General features: G+C 64.9%; 20 protein-coding genes. 13 read left to right on the forward strand and 7 right to left on the reverse strand.

Annotated elements, in window-relative coordinates; translation table 11 throughout:
• The first annotated feature begins 26 nt into the window (after positions 1–26).
• From NHH88_29790 to NHH88_29840, 11 genes are all read left to right on the forward strand, one after another.
• Positions 27–1,238, forward strand: a complete 1,212-nt coding sequence (locus tag NHH88_29790; GenBank protein ID USX13790.1) for a type II secretion system F family protein — start codon at positions 27–29, stop codon at positions 1,236–1,238.
• Positions 1,235–2,917: a GspE/PulE family protein gene (locus NHH88_29795; protein USX13791.1), complete on the forward strand. Its 1,683-nt coding sequence runs from the start codon at positions 1,235–1,237 to the stop codon at positions 2,915–2,917. Before NHH88_29790 ends, NHH88_29795 begins: the two co-directional genes overlap by 4 nt.
• Entirely contained in the window at positions 2,904–3,812 is a 909-nt protein-coding gene (locus NHH88_29800) for a hypothetical protein (protein USX13792.1), read from the forward strand. The genes NHH88_29795 and NHH88_29800 overlap by 14 nt, the downstream gene beginning before the upstream one ends.
• Positions 3,809–4,387: a hypothetical protein gene (locus NHH88_29805; protein USX13793.1), complete on the forward strand. Its 579-nt coding sequence runs from the start codon at positions 3,809–3,811 to the stop codon at positions 4,385–4,387. The genes NHH88_29800 and NHH88_29805 overlap by 4 nt, the downstream gene beginning before the upstream one ends.
• On the forward strand, positions 4,375–4,974 hold the full coding sequence (locus NHH88_29810; GenBank protein ID USX13794.1) for a hypothetical protein: 600 nt from the start codon (positions 4,375–4,377) through the stop codon (positions 4,972–4,974). Before NHH88_29805 ends, NHH88_29810 begins: the two co-directional genes overlap by 13 nt.
• Complete coding sequence (locus NHH88_29815; protein USX13795.1) at positions 4,971–5,516, forward strand: hypothetical protein; 546 nt, start codon at positions 4,971–4,973, stop codon at positions 5,514–5,516. Before NHH88_29810 ends, NHH88_29815 begins: the two co-directional genes overlap by 4 nt.
• Complete coding sequence (locus NHH88_29820; GenBank protein ID USX13796.1) at positions 5,513–7,465, forward strand: general secretion pathway protein GspD; 1,953 nt, start codon at positions 5,513–5,515, stop codon at positions 7,463–7,465. Before NHH88_29815 ends, NHH88_29820 begins: the two co-directional genes overlap by 4 nt.
• Before the next feature lie 2 nt (positions 7,466–7,467).
• Positions 7,468–7,968 carry a prepilin-type N-terminal cleavage/methylation domain-containing protein gene (locus NHH88_29825; protein USX13797.1) on the forward strand — a complete coding sequence of 167 codons (501 nt, stop codon included), beginning with the start codon at positions 7,468–7,470 and terminating at the stop codon, positions 7,966–7,968.
• A 4-nt stretch (positions 7,969–7,972) separates the two neighbouring features.
• Positions 7,973–8,350 carry a type II secretion system GspH family protein gene (locus tag NHH88_29830; GenBank protein ID USX13798.1) on the forward strand — a complete coding sequence of 126 codons (378 nt, stop codon included), beginning with the start codon at positions 7,973–7,975 and terminating at the stop codon, positions 8,348–8,350.
• Positions 8,325–8,846 carry a type II secretion system protein gene (locus tag NHH88_29835; protein USX13799.1) on the forward strand — a complete coding sequence of 174 codons (522 nt, stop codon included), beginning with the start codon at positions 8,325–8,327 and terminating at the stop codon, positions 8,844–8,846. The genes NHH88_29830 and NHH88_29835 overlap by 26 nt, the downstream gene beginning before the upstream one ends.
• A 127-nt stretch (positions 8,847–8,973) precedes the next feature.
• Positions 8,974–11,244 (forward strand): M4 family metallopeptidase, encoded by a 2,271-nt coding sequence (locus NHH88_29840; protein ID USX13800.1) that lies wholly within the window; start codon positions 8,974–8,976, stop codon positions 11,242–11,244.
• A 12-nt stretch (positions 11,245–11,256) separates the two neighbouring features.
• Here NHH88_29840 and NHH88_29845 read toward each other — a convergent pair whose 3' ends face one another.
• Entirely contained in the window at positions 11,257–12,888 is a 1,632-nt protein-coding gene (locus tag NHH88_29845) for an S-layer protein (GenBank protein ID USX13801.1), read from the reverse strand.
• Between the two features lie 174 nt (positions 12,889–13,062).
• On the opposite strand from NHH88_29845, the gene NHH88_29850 reads away from it, so the two are divergent.
• Together NHH88_29850 and NHH88_29855 are read left to right on the forward strand one after the other, a co-directional pair.
• A complete protein-coding gene (locus NHH88_29850) occupies positions 13,063–14,292 on the forward strand; it encodes a Xaa-Pro peptidase family protein (GenBank protein ID USX13802.1) in 1,230 nt (409 codons plus the stop codon).
• 8 nt (positions 14,293–14,300) lie between these two features.
• Positions 14,301–14,531, forward strand: coding sequence for a hypothetical protein (locus NHH88_29855; protein USX13803.1), 231 nt, complete (start codon positions 14,301–14,303; stop codon positions 14,529–14,531).
• 134 nt (positions 14,532–14,665) lie between these two features.
• Here the strand turns inward: NHH88_29855 and NHH88_29860 are convergent, their stop codons facing one another.
• From NHH88_29860 to paaC, 6 genes are all read right to left on the reverse strand, one after another.
• Positions 14,666–15,097 carry a hypothetical protein gene (locus tag NHH88_29860; protein ID USX13804.1) on the reverse strand — a complete coding sequence of 144 codons (432 nt, stop codon included), beginning with the start codon at positions 15,095–15,097 and terminating at the stop codon, positions 14,666–14,668.
• A 72-nt stretch (positions 15,098–15,169) separates the two neighbouring features.
• Positions 15,170–17,233 (reverse strand): phenylacetic acid degradation bifunctional protein PaaZ, encoded by a 2,064-nt coding sequence (paaZ, locus tag NHH88_29865; GenBank protein USX13805.1) that lies wholly within the window; start codon positions 17,231–17,233, stop codon positions 15,170–15,172.
• Between the two features lie 17 nt (positions 17,234–17,250).
• The gene (gene paaY / locus NHH88_29870; protein ID USX13806.1) at positions 17,251–17,862 is read right to left on the reverse strand and encodes a phenylacetic acid degradation protein PaaY; all 612 of its coding nucleotides are present in this window, start codon (positions 17,860–17,862) and stop codon (positions 17,251–17,253) included.
• A gap of 9 nt (positions 17,863–17,871) precedes the next feature.
• On the reverse strand, positions 17,872–19,197 hold the full coding sequence (paaF, locus tag NHH88_29875; GenBank protein USX13807.1) for a phenylacetate--CoA ligase: 1,326 nt from the start codon (positions 19,195–19,197) through the stop codon (positions 17,872–17,874).
• 17 nt (positions 19,198–19,214) lie between these two features.
• Entirely contained in the window at positions 19,215–19,667 is a 453-nt protein-coding gene (gene paaI / locus NHH88_29880) for a hydroxyphenylacetyl-CoA thioesterase PaaI (GenBank protein USX13808.1), read from the reverse strand.
• Positions 19,660–21,252, reverse strand: coding sequence for a 3-hydroxyacyl-CoA dehydrogenase PaaC (gene paaC, locus NHH88_29885; protein ID USX13809.1), 1,593 nt, complete (start codon positions 21,250–21,252; stop codon positions 19,660–19,662). Before paaC ends, paaI begins: the two co-directional genes overlap by 8 nt.
• Between the last annotated feature and the right edge of the window lies 1 nt (position 21,253).

The following is a 21,253-nucleotide window of genomic DNA, read 5'->3' on the forward strand; positions in this document are numbered from 1 at the left end:
AAGCCACTCGGTATGCAAAGTATGCGATGCAGTTTCGATTACAAGTGCAGGGCGGGCCTGGGGGCCGGCAAACCATAGCGATCGACGCCGCCAGCGAGGCGGAGGCGGTCCGGCAGGCGGCGCGCAGCGGCTGGCGCGTGCTTGCCATCGATAGCACCATCAGCACCGGCAACACCGGTGCGGGGGAGCGTGTACGCCCCGGCATCGGAAAGCAGCCCTTCCCGCTGCTGCAATTCAGCCAGGAGCTACTGGCGTTACTCGAAGCGGGACTCAATCTGAGCGAGGCCACCGCCACGCTGCTCAACAAGGAAACCCGCGCAGTCGCGCGCGCGACACTGACGCTAATACAGCGCTCGCTCCAGCAAGGCAAGAGCTTTTCCGACACCCTGGCGGACTTCCCCGCCGTATTCCCCGAACTGTACGTGGCCACCGTGCGCGCCGCCGAACGCTCCGGCAATCTGCCGGAGGCGCTGGCGCGCTTCGTCGGCTACCAGTTGCAGTTCGACGCCATCCGCAAAAAGCTCGTCTCGGCGGCGATCTACCCCGCCATGCTGCTGGTGGTCGGCAGCCTGGTCACCTTATTCCTGCTCGGGTACGTGGTGCCAAAATTCAGCGTGGTGTATGAAGGCTCCGGCCGCGATATTCCCTGGGCGTCGCAGATGCTGCTCGGCTTCGGCCAGGCCCTGGCCGCCCATCCCTGGCTGTGCGCCGGCGCACTGGCCGCCGTCAGCCTGGCGGCGGTGCTCGGCATAACCAACGCCGCGCTGCGACAGCGGCTGGTGCTGGCGGTGCTGCGGCTGCCGGTGTTGTCTGCCAAGGCGGCGGAATTCCGGTTGTCGCGCTTCTACCGCGCCCTCAGCCTGCTGCTGCACGCGGGCATCCCGCTCGCCAGGGCGCTGGCGATGACCAACGCCATGCTGCTGCCCTCGCAACAATCGCAATTGGTGCAGACCCGCCGCGCGGTCGAACAGGGGCTGCCCTTTTCCACCGCGCTGGAACAGAACGCGCTGGCCACCCCGGTGGCGCAATCGCTGCTCAAGGTCGGCGAGAACACGGGTCGCCTGGGCGACATGCTGGAACGCTCGGCCAAATTCCACGACGAGGAGTTCGCGCGCTGGGTCGACTGGGCTTCGCGCCTGCTGGAACCGGTTTTGATGACGCTGATCGGTGTGGTGATCGGCGGCGTGGTGGTGTTGATGTACATGCCGATCTTCGAGTTGGCGGGGAGTTTGTCATGAATGCACGCGAACCGGCCGTCCTCGGCCCCGACATGCTGCATAGCGCGCGCGCCGACGCGCTGGCGCAGGGCCGTCCGCCGATGACGGTGATGGAGGAAATGTCCGGCCTGACGCCGGAGGAATTTACGCGCCAGCTCGCGCAGCTGTTCTGCTATCCGGCCTGGCCGATGGCACGGCTGCAGGCGGCGCTGCCGGCCTTCGACCTGTTGTCCTTCACCGACTGCGCCCAGCGCGAATGCGTGCCGCTGCGCGCCGATGGCGGCGCCCTGGTGCTGGTGATCGGCAATCCGTTCGCGGACGACACCTTGCAGTGGGCCGACTACGCGATCGGCGCCGGCTACACCGTGGCGCTGGCGCATCCGGACGACCTGACCGCCTATCTGGCGCAGCAGGAGAACGTGCAGCAGGCCATGCAGGACATGATGGAGGACGGCAGCCACGGCGAGCTGTCCGGCCTCGATCAGAGCATCGAGGACATCTCGCTGATACGCATCAGCGAAGACAGCAGCCCGGTCGTCAAGCTGGTCAACTCGACCATCTACGACGCGCTCAAATTCCAGGCCAGCGATATCCACCTCGAGTGCGACGCGGCCAGTTTGATCATCAAATACCGTGTCGACGGGGTGCTGGTGCAGGCGGGCCAGGTGCAGGGCTTGCAGATGGCGGAGCAGATCATTTCCCGCATCAAGGTGCTGGCGGAACTGGACATCGCCGAGCGCCGCATCCCGCAGGACGGCCGCTTCAAGGTGCGCGTGAAAGGCAGCGAGATCGACTTCCGCGTCTCGATCATGCCCAACATCTTCGGCGAGGATGCGGTGCTGCGGTTGCTGGACCGGCGCGCGCTGACCGAGGCGGCGCAGGCGCTGCGGCTGGAAAACCTGGGCCTGAACAGCGACGCCATCGTGCAAATCCGGCGCCTGGCCGCCAAGCCGCACGGCATGCTGCTGGTGACCGGGCCCACCGGCTCCGGCAAGACCACCACGCTGTACGCGGCCATCACCGAGATCAACACGGGCCGCGACAAAATCGTCACCATCGAAGACCCGGTGGAGTACCGCCTGCCGCGCGTGCTGCAAATCCCCGTCAACGAAAAGAAGGGCCTGACCTTCGCGCGCGGTCTGCGCTCCATCCTGCGCCACGATCCGGACAAGATCATGATCGGCGAGATCCGCGACGACGAAACGGCGCAGATTGCGGTGCAGGCGTCGCTGACGGGCCACCTGGTTTTCACGACGGTCCACGCCAACAACGTGTTCGACGTTGTCGGCCGCTTCCTGCACATGGGCGTAGACCCGTACAGCTTTGCCGCCGCGTTGAACGGCATCGTCGCGCAACGGCTGCTGCGGCTCAATTGCGAGCATTGCGCGGTCGATATCGAGCCAGATCCGCAGGACTTGAAGGACAGCGGCCTGGCACGGGAGGATGTGGGCGAATGGCGTTTCAAGGCCGGCGCGGGGTGCGGTCATTGCCGGGGCACTGGCTACAAGGGCCGCAAGGCGGTGGCCGAAGTGCTGATACTGAACGACGCCATGCGCGAGATGATCTGTACCCGCGCGCCGGTCTCGCGCATGAAGGAGGAAGCCGCGACGATGGGATTCCGCCTGGCGCGCAGCGCCGGGCTGGATCTGGTGCGGCAGGGCGAAACCACTTTACTGGAGCTCAATCGTGTCACTTATTGAACGTCTGACCCGGCCTCTCCAGTCGGCCAGGTTACGCCCCCTTGCCGGGCGCCGCCTGCATATTCTGCTGGCGCCGCAACAGCTGTCTTGCGTTGTGCGCCAGGGCAGCCGTGTCATCGAGGGCAGCGCGCAGCAAATCGCGCTGGTCAATCCAGGCGGGCATTGGCAAGCCAGCCTCGATGCGCTGCGCGCGTTGCTGATCGAATCGGCGGCGACATGGGCAGGCCTGCAGCTTGAAATCAGTCTCTCCGGTCGCTGGAGCCATATGGTGGTGGCACCGTGGAGCGAAGCGCTGCTGTCGGAACCGGGCGCCGCGCACTTCCTGCAATCGCAACTGACCGCCCTTTATGGCGACGCCGCGCGCGGCTGGCATGTCGTCGGCGACGACGCGCCTTACGGGCAGGCGCGCGTCGTCTGCGGCATCGACGCCACGTTGCTGCACGCGCTCAAGGAATTGGCCGAAGAATGCGGTCACTCGTGCCGCGTCGTCGAACCCCTGCTCTGCACAGCGCTGCGCTCTCTGGCGGCGGAGGATGCACGCGCGCCCTCCGCCGCCCTGGCGCTGATCGAACCCGGACGTATCACCATGGCGGCGCTGGATCGGGGACGAATCGTGGCGATCCAATCGCAACCGGCCAGCGGAGCATGGCGGCAGGAGCTGCCGCAAGCCTGGCAGCGCTGGACCCTGCGCCTGCCGGAGTTGGCCGCCATCGAGCACGTCGCCGTGGTCGATCCGGGCACCGCCCCCGGTATTGGTCCCAATATCGCGTCCGGCGCCATCGTCCAACTGGTCGCGGATACCCTGCCGCCGCGCTTCCGTATCGTCGCCAACCCATTCGGCGTCGCCGTGATGGCGCCGCAGCCGGCGACCGCTTCATCGGGAGTCGCGGCATGACCCGCCTTGATTTTATTCCACGCGCAGCGCCGCTAACCGGCTGGCGGCTGGCTGTGCTTGCGGTCGGATTGCTGATGCTTCTGCCGGCGGCCATCAACTGGACGGCGCAGCGACAAACCGTCGCTCGTCTGCACGCACGGCTGGACGCGCAGTCGGCAACGCTGCAACCGCAACGCCTCACACGCCCCGCCCTGGCGCCGGCCCAGCAGCAGCAAATGGACCTTCAGGTGAAGGCGGTGGCGGAGGCGGTGCGTCAACTGAACCTGCCTGTCACGCGGCTGCTCAAGACTATCGAAGCCCGCGAGGATATGCGCATCGCCCTGCTGGGACTCGATCTGAATGGCGAGCCTGCGCAGGACGGCGAAGCGGCCGCGCTATCGACGCCGGCCGGAACTTTAAAGATCAGCGCCGAAGCGGAAACCGCACAAGACATGATCAATTACCTCGCCTTCCTCAATCAACAAAGGATGTTCCGGTCGGTGTACCTGCTCAAGCACGAGATAACCAGCGCGGCAGCCGGCGCCGGCGGTGAACGTCCGTATCAATTCCAGCTGGAGGCGCAATGGCGGCAGTAAAACCCGGCAAAGCTATAAAGCTGAACATAGCCCCCAATCTGGCGGGCCGGCTGGTTTGGGAGGCGCGGCGCCGGATGCGTCTCGCCGGCGCCGGTGCCGTCGTCGGCATCGCTTGCGCCCTGCTTGCGCTGCTGGCTCAATGGCACGCGACGCAACTGGAACAGCAGCTGATCGCCCTGACCGAGCAGCTGAACACCGCCGCGCGCACGGCCGCGATCCCCCCCGCCCCGGTGGTCACCACCGCCAGCGGCGTCGCCGCGTTCTTCAATCATCTGCCGCCGCATGACGCGATTCCCGACCAGCTCAAGGAACTGGTGCGGGTGGCGCAGCAAAGCAATATCCCCCTTTCCAAGGCGGAATACAAACCCGAGCAGGACGCCAACGCCGGATTCCTGCGCTACCGGATCACGCTGCCCGTCAAAGCCGATTTCGCCAACGTGCAAAGCTTCCTCATCACCGCGCTGCAAACGCTGCCGACGCTGACGCTGGAGTCGGTCGCGTTCAAGCGTGAGCAAATCGAGGCGGGCGATGTCGAAGCCCGCATCCAGTTCGTTCTGCTGGTGCGGCGACAGGAGGAGCGGCGATGAGGAAAATCGTACTTGGCACGGCGGCCGTGGCCACCTTGCTGGCGGCGTGGTTCGCGCCGGAGCAGGATGGCGGCGTGGTGGGTCCGGCGGCGGCCACCACTCGCGAGGTCTCGGTCCCCGCCAGCGCTCCGCAACCGGACGCGCTTCCTGCGGAAATCACCGCCGTGCAGGCGGCGCCTCCGGTCGGCGTCGATCTGCAAATCCACTCCCGCGTCGCCGACGATGAACTGGGTAACGTGTTCGCCAAACAAAGCTGGGCGCCGCAGTCGCCGCTCAAGGTGATGGCGGAACAATCGGCGCCAGCGCGCCAGCGCGCCACGCCATCCGGTCCGCCGCCGCTGCCGTTCCAGTTCATGGGACGCTTCTCCGACGAGGGCAAGACCGCCTACTTCCTGCAGATCGACGGTCAGAACGTGGTCGCCCGTCCCGGCGAAAGAATCAACGACAGCTACCTGCTCGACAGCGTAAGCGGCGACACGATGAACTTCATCTATCTGCCGCTCAATCAGAAACAATCTCTCGTCGTAGGGGACACCAATTGAACAAGACCATCGCCACGCGCTTCCACGTGATCGCAACCAGCCTACTGCTGTGCGCCTGCGCAGGCAACCAGACCTTCAAGGAAGGCAACGCGCTGCTGGACGCCGGCCAGATCGACCAGGGGCTGGCCAAGCTGGAACAGGCGGCCAAGGAAGACCCGCACAACGCCGAATACCGCATCGTGCTACTGAACCGCAGGCTCAAATTGGTCAACACCATGAACAGCCGCGCCGACGCGCTGCGCCTCAAGGGCCAGGGCACCGAAGCTGCCAAGCAGTACGAGCAGGCGCTGGCGATCGATCCCGCCAACCAGGTCGCGCGCCAGGGGCTGTCGGCGCTGACGCAGGACCAGCGCCACCAGCAGGTGATGGCGGACGCCGAAGCACTTTACCAGCGCGGCGGCGAAGCGGATCTGGCGCAGGCACAGGAACTGCTGCGCCCCGTGCTGGCACAGCGCCCGGGCCAGCGCGACCTGCTGCGGCTCAAGGCGCGCTTGAACGACGCGCAGACGCGCCTGCGGCCAGCTAGTGGACGTCTGGCCGCCGCCTACCGCAAACCCGTCACGCTGGAGTTCCGCGACGCGCCGGTGCGCGCGGTGTTCGATTTCATCGGCAAGGTGTCCGGCCTGAATTTCGTCTTCGACCGCGAGGTCGATCCGGCGCTGCGCGCGACGATCTCGGTGCGCGACACCAGCATCGAGGAGGCCATCGGCATGCTGCTCAGCGCCAATCAGCTGGAGCAAAGCATCACCGGCGACCGTTCCATCACCATTTATCCGAACAATCCGCAAAAGGTGAAGGACTACCAGCAGCTGGTGGTGCGTAACTTCCTGCTGGCGAACGCCGACGTCAAGACGGTTGCGTTTTCGCTCAAGACGCTGCTCAAGGCCAGGGACATCGTCACCGATGAACGTATCGGCAGCATCATCATGCGCGACACGCCCGCCATGATCCGCATGGCCGAGCGGATCATCTCCATGCAGGATGTGGCGGATCCGGAAGTCATGCTGGAGGTGGAGGTGCTGGAGGTGAAGCGCACGCGCGGCCAGGAGCTGGGCATACGCTGGCCCGATTCGGCCGGCCTGACCTTGCTGGGCAGCGGCGAGTTCGGGGCGTTGAACGTGGGCGATCTGCGGCACATCAACAGCGGCAAGATTGGACTGGAACTTGGTTCCGTCAAACTCAATGCCAACAAGACCGACACGGACAGCAATATCCTGGCCAATCCGCGCATCCGCGTGCGTAACAAGGATAAGGCCAAGGTACTGATCGGCGACCGCGTGCCCGTGATCACGGTGACGACCAACAATGGCGTGAGCGCGGACAGCGTCAATTATGTGGACGTGGGCCTGAAACTCGATGTCGAACCGAACGTGTATCTGGACGACGAGGTGGCCATCAAGATCAACCTGGAGGTGAGCAGCGTGGTCAAGGAGATCATCAGCAAATCCGGAACCCAGGCCTACCAGATCGGCACGCGCAGCGCAGCCACCGTGCTAAGGCTGAAGGATGGCGAGACACAGGTGCTCGCTGGCCTGATCAACGACGAGGATCGCACCACGGCCAACAAGATTCCGGGCATCGGCGATCTGCCGATGATGAGCCGCCTGTTCGGCAGCCAGAAGGACGACTCGACCCGCAGCGAGATCGTGCTGTCGATCACGCCGCGCATCCTGCGCTCGATACAGCGTCCGGAACTACCGGCGGCGGAATTCTACTCGGGCACCGAATCCGATGTCGGTGGACGCGGTCAGGCCGGCGTCACCTTGGCCTCGGCCGGTGACATGGCGCAGGGCATGGTGCAAGACAGCGCGCCCACGCAACCGGCTGCGGACAACCCGGCGATAAGCAGCGGTTCGGGCATGACCGGCGCCGATAGCGCGCTGATGCCACAGGCGGCCAAGCCCGAGCCCACCGGCCAGGCGCCCTATGCGCCGAAGAAGGGGCAATAGCCATGCCCAGGGCAAGCCAGCGTGGCTTTACCTTCATCGAATTGATGATCACATTGGCCATCCTCGCCACGCTGGCCATGGTGGCCGCGCCGATGGCGCAGGTGGCGGTGCAGCGCGAGCACGAACGCCAGCTGCGCACCGCGCTGATCGAGATCCGCGAAGCCATCGACGCCTACAAGCGGGCCGCCGACAACGGCCGCATCAAATTGGCGATCGGCGACTCCGGCTATCCGAAGAAGCTGGAAGATCTGGTCAACGGCGTGCCGGACCTGCGCAGCCCGCGCAAGCAGAACATGTACTTCCTGCGCCGCCTGCCGCGCGATCCCTTCGCGCCGCCCGACGGCAATGGCAACGGCTTCGCCAGCGGCGGAGCAGGCGGCGGCTGGGCGCTGCGCTCTTATGCTTCGCCGCCGGACAACCCGACCGAGGGCGAGGACGTCTTCGACATCAGCTCCCGTTCCACAAAAACGGGATTGAACGGCATTCCGCTCCGTCTATGGTGACGTCATGAACCGCACAAACAAGGGATTCACACTGGTCGAACTGCTGGTGGTGCTGGCGATCATATCGCTGCTGCTGACGATTGCCCTGCCCCGCTATTTCAGCTCGGTCGACAAATCGCGGGAGATCGCGCTGAGGGAGAACCTGCAGGTTCTGCGCAGCGGCATCGACAAATACTACGCCGACAATGGCGAATACCCGGCCGCGCTGGCGGATCTGGTGAACCACCACTACTTCCGCAAAATCCCGCTGGACCCGGTGACGGAATCCGCAGCGACTTGGCAATTGCTGCCGTCCGCAGACGCCGAGAAGCCCGGCGTGGCCGACATCCGCAGCGGCGCCAAAGGAAAGACGCGCGATGGCACGCCATATCAACAGCTCTAGCCAACTCCCCAAGCTACACCAGCGCGGCTTTGCCTATCTGTGGACGCTGATGCTGGTGGCGTTCATGGGCGTTGGCCTGACCATCGGCGCGGAGCTGTACGCGACCGCCGCGCGGCGCGACAAGGAGCGCGAGCTGCTCTTCATCGGCCACGAGTTCCGTCATGCGCTGGAGCGCTACTACAACGCCGGCGCGGCGGGCCAGAACCAGTATCCGCTGACGATGGAGGATTTGCTGAAGGACCCGCGCTTCGCCAATCCCAGGCGCCACCTGCGCCGGCTGTACACCGATCCCGTCACCGGCAAGGCTGAATGGCATCTGGTGCTGCAGCAGGGCCGCATCGTCGGCATCCGCTCCACGTCGACGCAGCGGCCGATCAAACAGGACAACTTCGACGACGACGATGCGGGGCTGGCCAGGAAGTCGCGCTACGCCGATTGGGTCTTCACCTATCCCCATGATCTTTTCACGGCCTCCCAGGGCGTCAATCAGAAGTAGTGCATAATTAATAATATTTTGATCTGTGACATAACGCCACCCGCGCGGACGGTCTAGCGTGGGTCATCCGCTTTTGCGGACTCGGCGCCATCAATCGATGCCCGCCGGAACGGATTCGGAGGATGAGATGAACCTGCACACGCCCTTACTCGTCACACGCGTTGCCACACGCATTGCCGCATGCATCGCCACCGCCGCCATGGCCGCCACCGCCGGTGCGCAACCGGGCATCCAGCTGATGGCGGCGCCGATCGCGCCCCCATCCCCGCAGGAGAGCGCGGGCCTGGTATCGAAGTTGACGGCGCTCGAAAGGTCGCGCGGCATCCCGGCCGATTACAGCTTCCGCATCAGCGTCCAACATCCCGGCGTCGTCGGCCAGAAGATCACGCGCGCGCAGCATACCTACAAGGGCCTGCGGGTGTTCGGCTCCGAGTCGGTGGTGGTGACCAACAACGCCGGCGACATCGTCAGCTCCTCGGTGTCGGACCGGCGCCCCGGCCTGGTGCCCAGCGCGGCCGCGACGCCAGTGGACATGACCCCGGCGCTAACGTCCGAACAAGCGATCGACGTCGCCGTGAGATCGGTCTCGCCGCGCGGCGTTCACCGCTGGACGCCAAGCGCCGAACTGCTGCTCTATCCGATCATGAAAACGGTGCGCACGGCCTCGGCGGCCAACAAACCCGAATCAGAACTCAATGCGCTCGATGTCCAGGATGTGGTCGAGCGCCACGAGCTGGCCTACTATGTGCGGACCCGCATGGCGCAGGATGGCAAGCCGTTCTACTACGACACCGTGGTCAATGCCAAGACCGGCGCGATCATCACCCAATGGCAGGCGCTGCAAACCGTCATCGGCCAAGGCAAGAGCCAGTACAACGGCGTGGTGCCGATCAGTACATCGCAATCGGGCGGCATGTTCCAGATGCTGGACCCGCTGCGCGGCACCGGCGGCAAATTCGGCGGCATGGCCATCACCAACGCCGATCATAGTTCGTCCAACAACCCCAATCCGGGCAGCGTCTACACGAACAGCACCAACAACTGGGGCGACGGCTTGCAATACAACGGCGGCAGCACCACCGACGCCAACGGCCAGACCGCCGCCGTCAACGCCTTATGGGGCCTGATGAACACCTACGACACCAACAAGAACGTGCTGGGATGGCAGTCGCTCGACGGGAACAACACCGCCACCCACATCGCCGTCCACGTCGACAAGAACTACGATAACGCGTTCTACGACGACAGATGCAAGTGCATGTACATCGGCGACGGCTCCTTCTTCCTCAGCCTCGGATCGATCGACGTGATCGGCCACGAAATGTCGCACGGCGTCACCGCCTCCACCGCGGACCTGATCTACGCCGGCGAGTCCGGCGGCTTGAACGAGTCGAACTCCGACATCGGCGGCGACATGGTGGAAGCCTACGCGCGCGCCGGCGGCACCGGCAACGTGGTGCCCGCCACCGGCAACGATTGGATGACGGGCAAGGAGATCAGCAAGAGCGGCGAGCCGCTGCGCTGGATGTACAAGCCTAGCAAGGATGGAAGCAGTGCGGATGCCTGGAGCAGCTCCCTCAAGAACCTGGACGTGCACCACTCCAGCGGGCCGAATAACCGCATGTTCTACTTCCTGTCGATGGGATCCAACGCCGATCCGGCCACCGACCATCACAGCAAATACCTGGTCAAGAAGCCGGCGGCGATGAGCGGCATCGGCAACGACAAGGCCTATCGCATCTGGTTCAAGGCGTTGACCACCAAGTTCACGTCGTCCACCAACTATGCGGACGCCCGCAACAAGGTGCTGGCATCCGCGCAGGAGCTGTACGGGGCCGACTCCAAGGAAGCCATCGCCGTCAAGCGCGCCTACGCGGCCATCAACGTCGGCGCCGATATCGATGAAGAAGGCGGCGACGGTGGCGGCGGGGACGCCACCGAACTTGTGGTCAACGGCGGCTTCGAAGACGGAACCACCGGCTGGCGCGGCACCACCAGTACCATCGGCAGCCTGTCCGGTCAGACCGCGCACGAAGGCACGCGCTTCGCCTGGATGGGCGGCAAGGGCCGGCGCACCAGTCAAACGCTGACCCAGGCGGTGACGATACCGGCGGAAGCGACCAGCGCGGAGCTGAGCTTCGCGCTGCACGTCGACAGCGCCGATACAACCAACACCGCCCACGACACGCTGGTGGTCACGGTGCGCGGCAGCTTGGGACGGGTGCTGCGCACCTTGGCCACCTACTCCAATGTCGATGCCGCCGACGGCTACAAGGTCCGCACCTTCGACCTCAGCGAGTTCAAGGGCAGGCAGGTGACCCTGCACTTCGCGATGCGCGAGAACGCATCGCTGAAAACCTCCTTCGTCCTCGACAAGGTCAGCCTGCTCGCCAAGTAAGGGCTGGTCCGGTTACCGCAGCGTGACGAACACCGGGTTCGAATAGAACCACAGGCTGCGGTAGTTACGGTCGTTGATGTCGTTGAAGCGCTGGGTGTTGTCGGTTGTGCCGGTGCGTTGATCCGCCAGCGGTTCACCGCCCTGCGTCAAGCCGGCGACATCGGTGCCGAGATTGGTGCCGCGCAGGCGGTAATACTGGTTCTTGGTGGCGGTGGTCTCGTAGCTGATGGTGAAGTAGCCGTCGGCGTCGACCTTCCAGTCGGCGCTGGTGAAGCGCTTGACCACCTTGGTGCTGGCGTTGGTGGCCACGCTGTATGCCGCGCTGCCCTGCGCAGCTTTGGTTCCCACATCGCCGACGATCAGGTCGACGTGGTCGACCACCGGTTTGACGTTGGCGGCGGTGCCGCTGTCGACCGGCTTCTCGTAGTTGTTCTTCGCCGGCGTCTTGAAGCGGATCGTGACGACCACCTTCTCGCCGCTGGCGACCTTGAGCTCTCCGCCCATCTCCTTGCGGTCATCCCTGCTGGCCAGGTTGAAGTCCAGCGCGTTGATCAAATCACCGTAGACCGAGAACATTTTTCCCGATCGCAGACCTTGCAGCAGGTCCTTCATGGCCGGTGCACCCTGCGCGGCGTTGAACACGTAGTTCTTCGCGTACTCGCCCGGGAAGTAGCCGCTGCTGTTGCCGTTGACGATCTTGAAATGGGTGTCGGAATCGGTCAGGTTCCAGACGCGGCGTCCCTCGCCCAGCAGCGCGTCCCACACGCCGCCGACCTTGGCCACCACGTAATCGACGCCCCCGTAGGCGCGCAGCGGCGCGTTTTCCGGCGTGTAGGCGGCGGTGTAGCCGCCGCGATCCGGCTCCATCTGGTTGCCGACCATGCCTTCGATGGCGAACATGATGTTCGGCGCGATGTCGTTAAAGCGGCGGAAATCATCGACCGTGTAGCTGCCCTTGTTGCGGGACGGGTGATTGATGACCGCGTAGCTGGTGTCCGGATAGTTGTCCTTCAACCAGCTGATCGCCTTGAGGGCGTCGTCGGCGGTCTTGTTGTAGCGGGTCTCGCCGTACTTCGCCTTCCACACGGCGACGTCGGCGGCGTCGAACATGGCCGGGTCGCGGGTGGTGAACAGGTATTCGAATTCCTTCATCCCCTTGACGCTGGCGGTCAGCTTATCCGTGCCCTGGAAGATGCCGACGCCAATATGGTCGTGGGTCGGCATATCCCATTCGAAGCCGCTGAAAATCAGCTTGTCGGCGTAGGTGCCGCCCGCCTGCAATGCCTGCACGCGCGGGATCTCGTAGCGCTCCACGCCGACCGACATCGGGATCGAGGTATCGAGCTTCGCGCCCTTCTCGTCGCGCGTCGATACGCGCAGGTGGTTGGACACCGCCATCCAGTCCAGGCCAAACGTGGTGAAGGCTTTGCCCAGTACCTTGTCCAGCGTCTGGCTGACATCCGCGTCGGCCGACTGCGTGGTGTGGGTGTGCAGATCGCCGGCGATCCAGCGGCCGCTCGGCAACGGCGGCACATTGCTGCCCACCGGCTCGTCGCCCCCGCCGCAGGCGACAGCCGCGACAAGGATCGCGGCGGCCGTCGGAATCAACAGGAGACGGGTGGAGAAGGCTTTTTTGCGCTGCATGCTATTGTCCTGAAAGTGAGTGCGGAGAAGCCGGCACACTAGCATTTGCTTGTTACGGCACGATGACGGAGCAAGACGGAGGGGAAAGGTGCCCCGCGCAAAACTGCTATCATCGGGGGCTGTCGCGGGCCGGTTCCGCGCGCGTTCGAAAACTCAAACAGGGATGTTAAAAAAATGACTATTGGCGGAAAGACCATAGAGCAGGCTTTGTCGACGTTATCCGACATGACCGCAGGCGCGGTCCCGATCGGCAAGGAGGAGCATCTGCAGCGCGTCGAACGCGCCCAGGCCTTCATGCGCAATCAGGGCATCGCGGCGATCTATGTTAACGCCGGCGCCAACATGACCTACTTCACCGGCACCAAGTGGCATGCCAGCGAACGCATGGTCGGCGCCATCATCCCCGCCAGCGGCGCGGTCGAATACATCGCCCCGGCGTTCGAAGAAAGCACGCTGAAGGACTTCATGCTGGTCGAGGGCGCGGTCAACTGCTGGCACGAGCACGAAAGCCCGTACCAGTTGTTCGTCGATACGCTCAAGCGCATGGGCATCGCGCCCGCCGCCGCTGGCGCCACAGCGCCGCGCGTGGGCATTTGCGAAAGCGCTGCCTTCTTTATCTACGACGGCATCCGCCCGCTGGCCGAAGGCTACGCGCTGGAGAACGCCAGTACCGTGACCGCGCATTGCCGCACCCGCAAATCGGCCAACGAGATCGCCCTGATGCAGCGTGCCAAGGACATGACGATGGCGGTGCACGTGGCCGCCGCCAGCATTCTGCGCGAAGGGATCACCACCGTCGAAGTGGAGGAATTCATCGACCGCGCGCACCGCAAGGTCGGCGCATCGGGTTCGTATTTCGTCATCGTGTTGTTTGGCGAGGCCACCGCGTATCCGCATGGCGTGAGCTATGTGCAGACGCTCAAACCGGGCGACACTGTGTTGATCGATACCGGCTGCAAGCTGCATAACTACATCTCCGACATCACCCGGACCTACGTCTACGGCGAGATCAGCGAGCGTCAGCGTTCGGTGTGGAACAGCGAGAAGGCGGCGCAACTGGCGGCCTTCAACGCGGCGCAACTGGGCGTGCCGTGCGAGGAAGTGGACCAGGCGGCGCGGCGTTCGCTGGAAGCCGACGGTTTCGGCCCGGGCTACAAGCTGCCAGGCCTGCCGCACCGCACCGGCCACGGGATCGGGCTGGATATCCACGAGTGGCCGTATCTGGTGGGCGGCAACAAGACGCCGCTGGACGTGGGCATGTGCTTCTCGAACGAGCCGATGATCTGCATCCCCGGCGAATTCGGCGTGCGCCATGAGGACCATTTCTACATGACCGAGAACGGTCCGAAATGGTTCACCGAGCCTGCGCACAGCATCGACGATCCGTTTGGCCTGGCGCGCTGAGAATCACCATGCAGACTGCGACGATACTCAGCCTGGCCGCATCGATAACGTGTGTCGGCCTTTTCACGAAACAGAAGAATTGGGTACTGGCGGCGGCTTTCGCCTTTTCCTCGATCTACACGATCTTGGACAAAGCGATCTACATCGCGGCGGTGCCGTCGTTTGTCATTCCCTGGTGCGCGTATATCTTTTTCGCGCTGGTGGGGTACGAGGTTTTCCGGAAAGTCGTCCTCAGCTAACGATTTGATGTTGATAACGCGGGGCGGATTAGGCGGAACGCCGTAATCGGCCATGGTTGAGCCGCCAGCTACTCAACCATGGCCGATTACGCTTCGCTAATCCGCCCTACGTGTTTTAGTGGTGCTTCTAACGTTTAAGCCTGGATGCGTTTGAGTGCGCGGTGGAAGCGCAGCGGGACGGTGACGGGGAACTCGTTGCCCACCGGCCGGCCGACGATGATCGGGCCGAACATCGCGCGCAGCGGCGAGGCGCTCTTGCGCACGAAGGTGCGGCCTTGCGCCGTTTCCTCCGCCGGGATGTAGCCGAATTGGGCGATCCGGCCCAGGAAGGCCGTGCTGCTCTCCGCCGACACCATGCCGCGCACCGGCAGATGCTCGATCGCCGCCGATGCGATGTAGCCGGCAAAGCCCAGCAACACTATCCGCAGCACGCCGACCAGATCCCAGCCACGCGGCAGCTGCGTTACCACAAATAGACATAACACCGCCACCGCGATGGTCAGCCAACTGCGCGGGTTTTCCAGCGGGTTGAGAACGATTTTGTGTTTGGTGATGGTGCTCGCCATGACTGCCGCCTGCTTAAAAATAAAGCGCTATTGTGACCGGCGGCAGTCAAAAAGGAAAGCACCCCTCCCCCATCACGAACGTTTCATCACCAGGGTGAGGATGTCGTAACTGGCCACCAGCTCGTCGTTCTGGTTGGTGACCTGCACGTCCCACGCGACCACGCCCTGGCCGACGCCCTTGTCGTCGGTGCGGTTGCGGTCCACTTTGCGCTTGCAGGTCAGGCGCGCGCGGATGGTGTCGCCGATGGCGACCGGCGTGATGAAGCGCAGGTTGTCCAGCCCATAATTGGCCAGCACCGGGCCCGGCGCCGGCGAGACGAACAGCCCGGCCGCCGCCGACAGCACGAAGTAGCCATGCGCGATGCGTTTGCCGAACTGCGTGTCCCTGGCGGCGATATCGTCGAAGTGCATGTAGAAGTAGTCACCCGAGACGCCGCCGAAGTTGACGATGTCGGCTTCGCTGACCGTGCGGCGGTGAGTGAGCAACGAGTCGCCGATCTTGAGGTCCTCGAAGTGTCTGCGGAACGGGTGCACTTCGCTCTCCTGCACCCTGGCCCCGCGCACGTACTCGCCGGTGACGGCCGCCAGCATCGTTGGCGAACCCTGAACGGCCGCGCGCTGCAGGAAATGGCGCACCGCGCGGATGCCGCCCAGCTCCTCGCCGCCGCCGGCGCGTCCCGGACCGCCGTGCTTGAGCTGCGGCAGCGGCGAACCGTGGCCGGTGGAGTCGACCGACGCTTCACGTTCCAGTATCAGCACCCGCCCGTGCGAGGCGGCGGCCACCGGCACGGCGTAGGCGGCGATGGCCGGCTCCTTGGTCACCAGGGTCGACACCAGGCTGCCCTTGCCGCGCGCGGCCAGCGCCAGCGCTTCGTCGATGCCGTTGTAGCTGATGATAGTGCTGACCGGACCGAAGGCTTCGACATCGTGCACGGCGTCGTTCACCATGCCGTCGCGGCACAATAGCAGCGTGAGTGCGAAGAAGGCGCCATCGGCGACACCGTCGCCCACCGGCTTGAAGCCGTCGCTCTCACCGAACAGCACCTCATTGCCGCGCGCGAGCATCGCCAGCCGCTCGCCGACATCGCGCTGCTGCTCCCTGGATGCCAAAGCGCCCATGCGCACGCCTTCGACGGACGGATCGCCGACGCTGACCTTGGCCAGGCGCTCGCGCAGCCGCGTGCCGACCGCGTCGACCATGTTCTCCGGGACGATGATGCGGCGGATCGCGGTGCACTTCTGCCCCGCCTTGCCGGTCATCTCGCGCGCGACCTCCTTGACGAACAGGTCGAACTCGGCGTCGTCCGGCGTCACGTCCGGCGCCAGGATGGCGCAATTGAGCGAATCCGCTTCGGCGGTAAACGGCACCGAGTTGGCGATCAGGTTGCGGTTAACGCGCAGCTTGGCGGCGGTATCGGCGGAACCGGTGAAGGTGACCACGTCGGCGCCGCCAAGGCGGTCCAGCAGGTCGCCGGTGCTGCCGATGACCAGTTGCAGCGCCCCTTCCGGCAGCAGGCCGGATTCGTGCATCATGCGCACCACCGCCTCCGTCAGGTAGCTGGTGGCGGTGGCGGGCTTGCCGATGCACGGCATCGCCGCCAGGAAGCTGGGGGCGAACTTCTCCAGCAGGCCCCAGATCGGGAAGTTGAAGGCGTTGATGTGCACCGCCAGGCCGCCGCGCGGCACCAGGATGTGGGTGCCGGAGAAGCCGCCGTTTTTACCCAGCGCCATGGCGGGACCTTCGTGCAGCACGTTCGACGACGGCAGCTCGCGCCCGCCCATGCTGGCGTAGGCGAACAAGGTGCCGGTGCCGCCTTCGATATCGACCCAGCTGTCGGCGCGGGTCGCGCCGGTCAGGTGCGAGATCGCGTACAGCTCCTCCTTGCGGCCGACCAGATACAGCGCCAGCGCCTTCAGGCGCGCAGCGCGCTGCTGGAAGTCGAGTTTCATCAATGCCGGCACGCCGGTCTTGCGGGCGTACGTGACGGCTTCGTCGAAGTCGATCCGCTCGGCGTGGGTGTGGTAGATCAGCGAGTTATTCAAGGCGCTGTGCAGCGGCGTCGAGGCTTCGCGGCCGATCCAGCGGCCGCCGATCAGGCTTTGCAGGGTTGATACCGGGGTTGAAATTCGTGACATGTTGTCTTCTCCGTGATTTATGCCGAGGCGTTCTTATGCAGGTGCAGCGGCAGCGAGCTTTCCCACTCGATGCGCTTGCGGTCCGCTTCCACTTCGGTCAGCGCGTCGACCTCGCGCATGGTTTGCATGGACCGCACGGCCAGCTCCTGGTATTGGCCGGTGCCGGCGGTCTTCCATTGAATCTCGTCGTCGCGCAGTTCGCGCATCACCTTGGCCGGCGTGCCCACCACCAGACTGCGGGCCGGCACTTCCATGCCGGCGCGGACGAAGGTCATGGCGGCGACGATGCTGTCGGCGCCGATGACGGCGTTATCCATGATCACGCTGTTCATGCCCACCAGCGCGTTGCGGCCGATGCGGCAACCGTGCAGCACCGCGCCGTGGCCGATATGGCCGTCCTGCTCGACGACAGTGTCGGCGCCGGGAAAGCCATGCATGACGCAGGTGTCCTGCAGGTTGGCGCCCTCCTCCAGTACCAGCCGTCCGAAGTCGCCGCGCAGCGCCGCCAGCGGACCGACATAGCAACGTGGTCCGACGATGACGTCGCCGATCAGCACCGCGCTCGGATGCACGTAAGCGGTCGGATGGACAACCGGGGTAACGCCATTGATTTCATAGACCTTGACCATGTTCGCCCCTCAGGCCCGGTCGCGCGGACGCTGGTCGACCACGCGGCGCGCCTTGCCGGTCAGCGTGCGCTCGATGCCGTTCGCGGCCATCAGTCGCACCTTCGTCGTTACGCCGACGTTGGTCTTGATGCGTTGTTCCAGCTCACGGGCCAACGCCTCGGTTTCGCCGGCCGGCAGGTCGCCCGCTTCGACGCGCAGTTCGGCCAGCACATCCAGCTTGTCCAGATGTCCGTCGCGGGAAACGATCAACTGATATTGCGGGGCCAGTTTGGGCATCTTGAGTATCAGTTCTTCAATCTGCGAGGGGAAGACGTTGACGCCCCTGATGATCAGCATGTCGTCCGAGCGGCCGGTGATCTTGCCGATGCGGCGCATCGAGCGCGAGGTGGCCGGCAGCAGCCGTGTAAGGTCACGCGTGCGATAGCGAATGATCGGCAGCGCCTCCTTGCTCAGCGACGTGAAAACCAGTTCCCCCTCCTCGCCATCCGGCAGCACTTCTCCCGTTTCGGGATCGATGATCTCCGGGTAGAAATGGTCTTCCCAGATCACCGGCCCGTCCTTGCTCTCGATGCATTCGCTGGCGACACCCGGCCCCATGACTTCGGACAGGCCGTAGATGTCGACCGCGTCGATGCCGGCGCGCTGCTCGATCTCGGCGCGCATGGCATCGGTCCAAGGCTCGGCGCCGAAAATGCCGACCTTGAGCGAACTGGCGGCGGGGTCAAGCCCCTGGCGCTGGAACTCCTCGATGATGTTCAACATGTACGACGGCGTGACCATGATGATCGACGGCTTGAAGTCCTGGATCAGTTGCACCTGCTTCTCGGTCTGGCCGCCGGACATGGGGATCACCGTGCAGCCAAGCCGCTCGGCGCCATAGTGCGCGCCCAAACCGCCGGTGAACAGGCCGTAGCCGTAGGAGATGTGCACCATGTCGCCGCGACGTCCGCCAGCCGCACGGATCGATCGCGCGACCACGTTGGCCCAGGTGTCGATATCGTTCTGCGTGTAGCCGACCACCGTCGGCTTGCCTGTTGTGCCGCTCGACGCATGCACCCGTACCACCCGGTCCTGGGGCACGGCGAACATGCCGAACGGGTAGTTGTCGCGCAGTTCCTTTTTGCCGGTGAACGGGAATTTGGCGATGTCTGTCAGCGTGCGCAGGTCGTCGGGATGCACGCCGGCGGCGTCGAAGGCGGCGCGGTAGTGCGGGACGTTGTCGTAGGCGTGCTTCAGCGACCACTGCATGCGTTGCAGCTGCAAGGCTTGAAGCTCGTCCTTGCTGGCGCGCTCGATCGGCTCCAGATCGGACGGTTCGGGAATGCGTTGCACCATCGGTGTCTCCTCCGTATTTATATGACTTCACCGCCGACGCGCAGCGACTTACCCCGGAACAGGGCAACCGTCCGGCCTTCCTGATTAGTGACCTTGACGTCGTAGACGCCGCTCTTGCCGTTCAGCGCCAGCTCCACCGCTTCGGCGGTGAGGACGTCGTGCAGCCTGCCCGGCGCCAGGTAATCGATGGTGCAGGCGGCGCCCACAGTGTTCAGGTTGTAGCTGTTGCAGGCGAAGGCGAACGCGCTGTCGGCCAGCGTGAAGATAAAGCCGCCGTGGCAGCTCTGGTGGCCGTTGAGCATATCTGCGCGTATGGTCATGGACATGCTGGCGCGACCAGGACCGACCGCGTTGATCGTCATGCCCAGCCCCTTGGAGGCGGGATCGCGCGAGAACATCGCGTCGGCGACTTTCTCCGCCAACGCTTGCGCATCGGCCGAAGACGGAATCGAAGGCAGTGGCTTATGCATGAAAACCGGCTCCGCTGGCGTGCTTGCGGCGCAGCAGCGGCGAGACCCGATAACGGTCCTCCCCGTAGCTCGCGGCCAGGTTGGTCAACACGGTGACGATCTGGCCGATGCCTACCGAATCCGCCCACGCGAGCGGCCCGCGCGGATAGTTGACGCCCTTCTGCATGGCGATGTCCGCCGCCTCGGCGCTGCACACGCCCTGGTTGACGGCGTCCGCAGCCTCGTTGGCGAGCATGGCGACGGTGCGCATGACGGCCATGCCGGGAACGTCCTCCAGACGGGTGACGGCAAAGCCGGCGGCCTGGAACAGGCCCACCACCGACTGGTACGCGGCCCGAGAGCATTGATCGGCGCAGGTGACGGCGATGCGGGTGGCGGTGGCGTAATCCAGCGCCAGGTCGAACAGAACGGTATCCGGATGCTGGTTGTCGCGCGCCCGGTCGGTGGCGCTGCGGCCGTCGGTCAGGTAGACGGCGGCGCCGTTGCAGTGGAACGCGGGCGCGCCATCCGCACCGGCGGCGTGACCGCGCGCCTCCGGCGACTGTCGATGGGTGACGTTGATACCTGCCGCGCGCAGACGTTCGGCCAGCGCGTCGGCCGCAGCGCTGCCCGCGACGCGCGGCGCGCCGGCCTTCGCCCCCTGTTCGACGGTGTAACTGACGAACTCCGGCACCGGCTGCGCGGCTTCGGTTTGCGGCTGCGGCAAAGCACTGGCGCCGTCGCCGTAGAGATAAAAACCCCGTCCCGATTTACGACCAAGATATCCGGCGTTGACCATCTCCTGCTGCAGCACCGACGGCGTAAAGCGAGGGTCGTTGAAGTAGGCATTGAACACCGATTGCGTCACCGAGAAGTTGACGTCATGCCCGATCAGGTCCATCAACTCGAATGGCCCCATGCGGAAGCCGCCAGCTTCGCGCATGACGGCGTCGATGGTGGCGGCATCGGCGGCTTGCTCGTTGAGCAGGCGCCAACCTTCTGCATAGAACGGCCGCGCGACCCGGTTGACGATAAAGCCCGGGGTCGATTTGGCGTGCACCGGATTCTTGCCCCACGCCGCGGCGGTGTCGCAGACGGTTTGCGCGACGGCGGCGTCGGTCGCCAGGCCGCTGATCACTTCGACCAGCGCCATCAACGGCACCGGATTGAAGAAGTGCATGCCGACCAGTCGCTCCGGCCTGCGCAGCTTGGCGGCGATAGCGGTGACCGAGATCGACGACGTGTTGGTGGCAAGGATGCAGTCGTCGGCGACGAACGCTTCCAGCTCGGCGAAGAGGCCGCGTTTGGCGTCCAGGTTCTCGACGATGGCTTCAACCACTAGACCCGCGCCAGCAACATCGTCCAGCGTGACGGCTGCCCGCAGGCGGGCGATTGCCGCCGCCGCGTCGACGGCGCTCATGCGCTCCTTCGCCACCAGCTTGTTGAACACCAGCGCGATATCGGAGATGGCCTTGGCCACCGCTTCGGGACGGGTATCGTACAACTTGACGGTGTAGCCGGCGACCGCGGCCACCTGCGCGATGCCTGCGCCCATGGCGCCGCTGCCGATGACGGCGACCAGGCGGTCCTTGCTCAAAGCTGCCATG

Source organism: Oxalobacteraceae bacterium OTU3CAMAD1, from assembly GCA_024123915.1.
GTDB lineage: Bacteria > Pseudomonadota > Gammaproteobacteria > Burkholderiales > Burkholderiaceae_D > Rugamonas.

Coding starts and splice junctions, on each gene's coding strand:
- paaC (USX13809.1), bottom strand. CDS start 21,252: ATGGCAGCTTTGAGCAAGGACCGCCTGGTCGCCGTCATCGGCAGCGGC.
- NHH88_29805 (USX13793.1), top strand. CDS start 3,809: ATGACCCGCCTTGATTTTATTCCACGCGCAGCGCCGCTAACCGGCTGG.
- NHH88_29860 (USX13804.1), bottom strand. CDS start 15,097: ATGGCGAGCACCATCACCAAACACAAAATCGTTCTCAACCCGCTGGAA.
- NHH88_29810 (USX13794.1), top strand. CDS start 4,375: ATGGCGGCAGTAAAACCCGGCAAAGCTATAAAGCTGAACATAGCCCCC.
- NHH88_29815 (USX13795.1), top strand. CDS start 4,971: ATGAGGAAAATCGTACTTGGCACGGCGGCCGTGGCCACCTTGCTGGCG.
- NHH88_29830 (USX13798.1), top strand. CDS start 7,973: ATGAACCGCACAAACAAGGGATTCACACTGGTCGAACTGCTGGTGGTG.
- paaI (USX13808.1), bottom strand. CDS start 19,667: ATGCATAAGCCACTGCCTTCGATTCCGTCTTCGGCCGATGCGCAAGCG.
- NHH88_29850 (USX13802.1), top strand. CDS start 13,063: ATGACTATTGGCGGAAAGACCATAGAGCAGGCTTTGTCGACGTTATCC.
- paaY (USX13806.1), bottom strand. CDS start 17,862: ATGGTCAAGGTCTATGAAATCAATGGCGTTACCCCGGTTGTCCATCCG.
- paaZ (USX13805.1), bottom strand. CDS start 17,233: ATGTCACGAATTTCAACCCCGGTATCAACCCTGCAAAGCCTGATCGGC.
- NHH88_29840 (USX13800.1), top strand. CDS start 8,974: ATGAACCTGCACACGCCCTTACTCGTCACACGCGTTGCCACACGCATT.
- paaF (USX13807.1), bottom strand. CDS start 19,197: ATGGTGCAACGCATTCCCGAACCGTCCGATCTGGAGCCGATCGAGCGC.
- NHH88_29795 (USX13791.1), top strand. CDS start 1,235: ATGAATGCACGCGAACCGGCCGTCCTCGGCCCCGACATGCTGCATAGC.
- NHH88_29790 (USX13790.1), top strand. CDS start 27: ATGCAGTTTCGATTACAAGTGCAGGGCGGGCCTGGGGGCCGGCAAACC.
- NHH88_29855 (USX13803.1), top strand. CDS start 14,301: ATGCAGACTGCGACGATACTCAGCCTGGCCGCATCGATAACGTGTGTC.
- NHH88_29835 (USX13799.1), top strand. CDS start 8,325: ATGGCACGCCATATCAACAGCTCTAGCCAACTCCCCAAGCTACACCAG.
- NHH88_29825 (USX13797.1), top strand. CDS start 7,468: ATGCCCAGGGCAAGCCAGCGTGGCTTTACCTTCATCGAATTGATGATC.
- NHH88_29845 (USX13801.1), bottom strand. CDS start 12,888: ATGCAGCGCAAAAAAGCCTTCTCCACCCGTCTCCTGTTGATTCCGACG.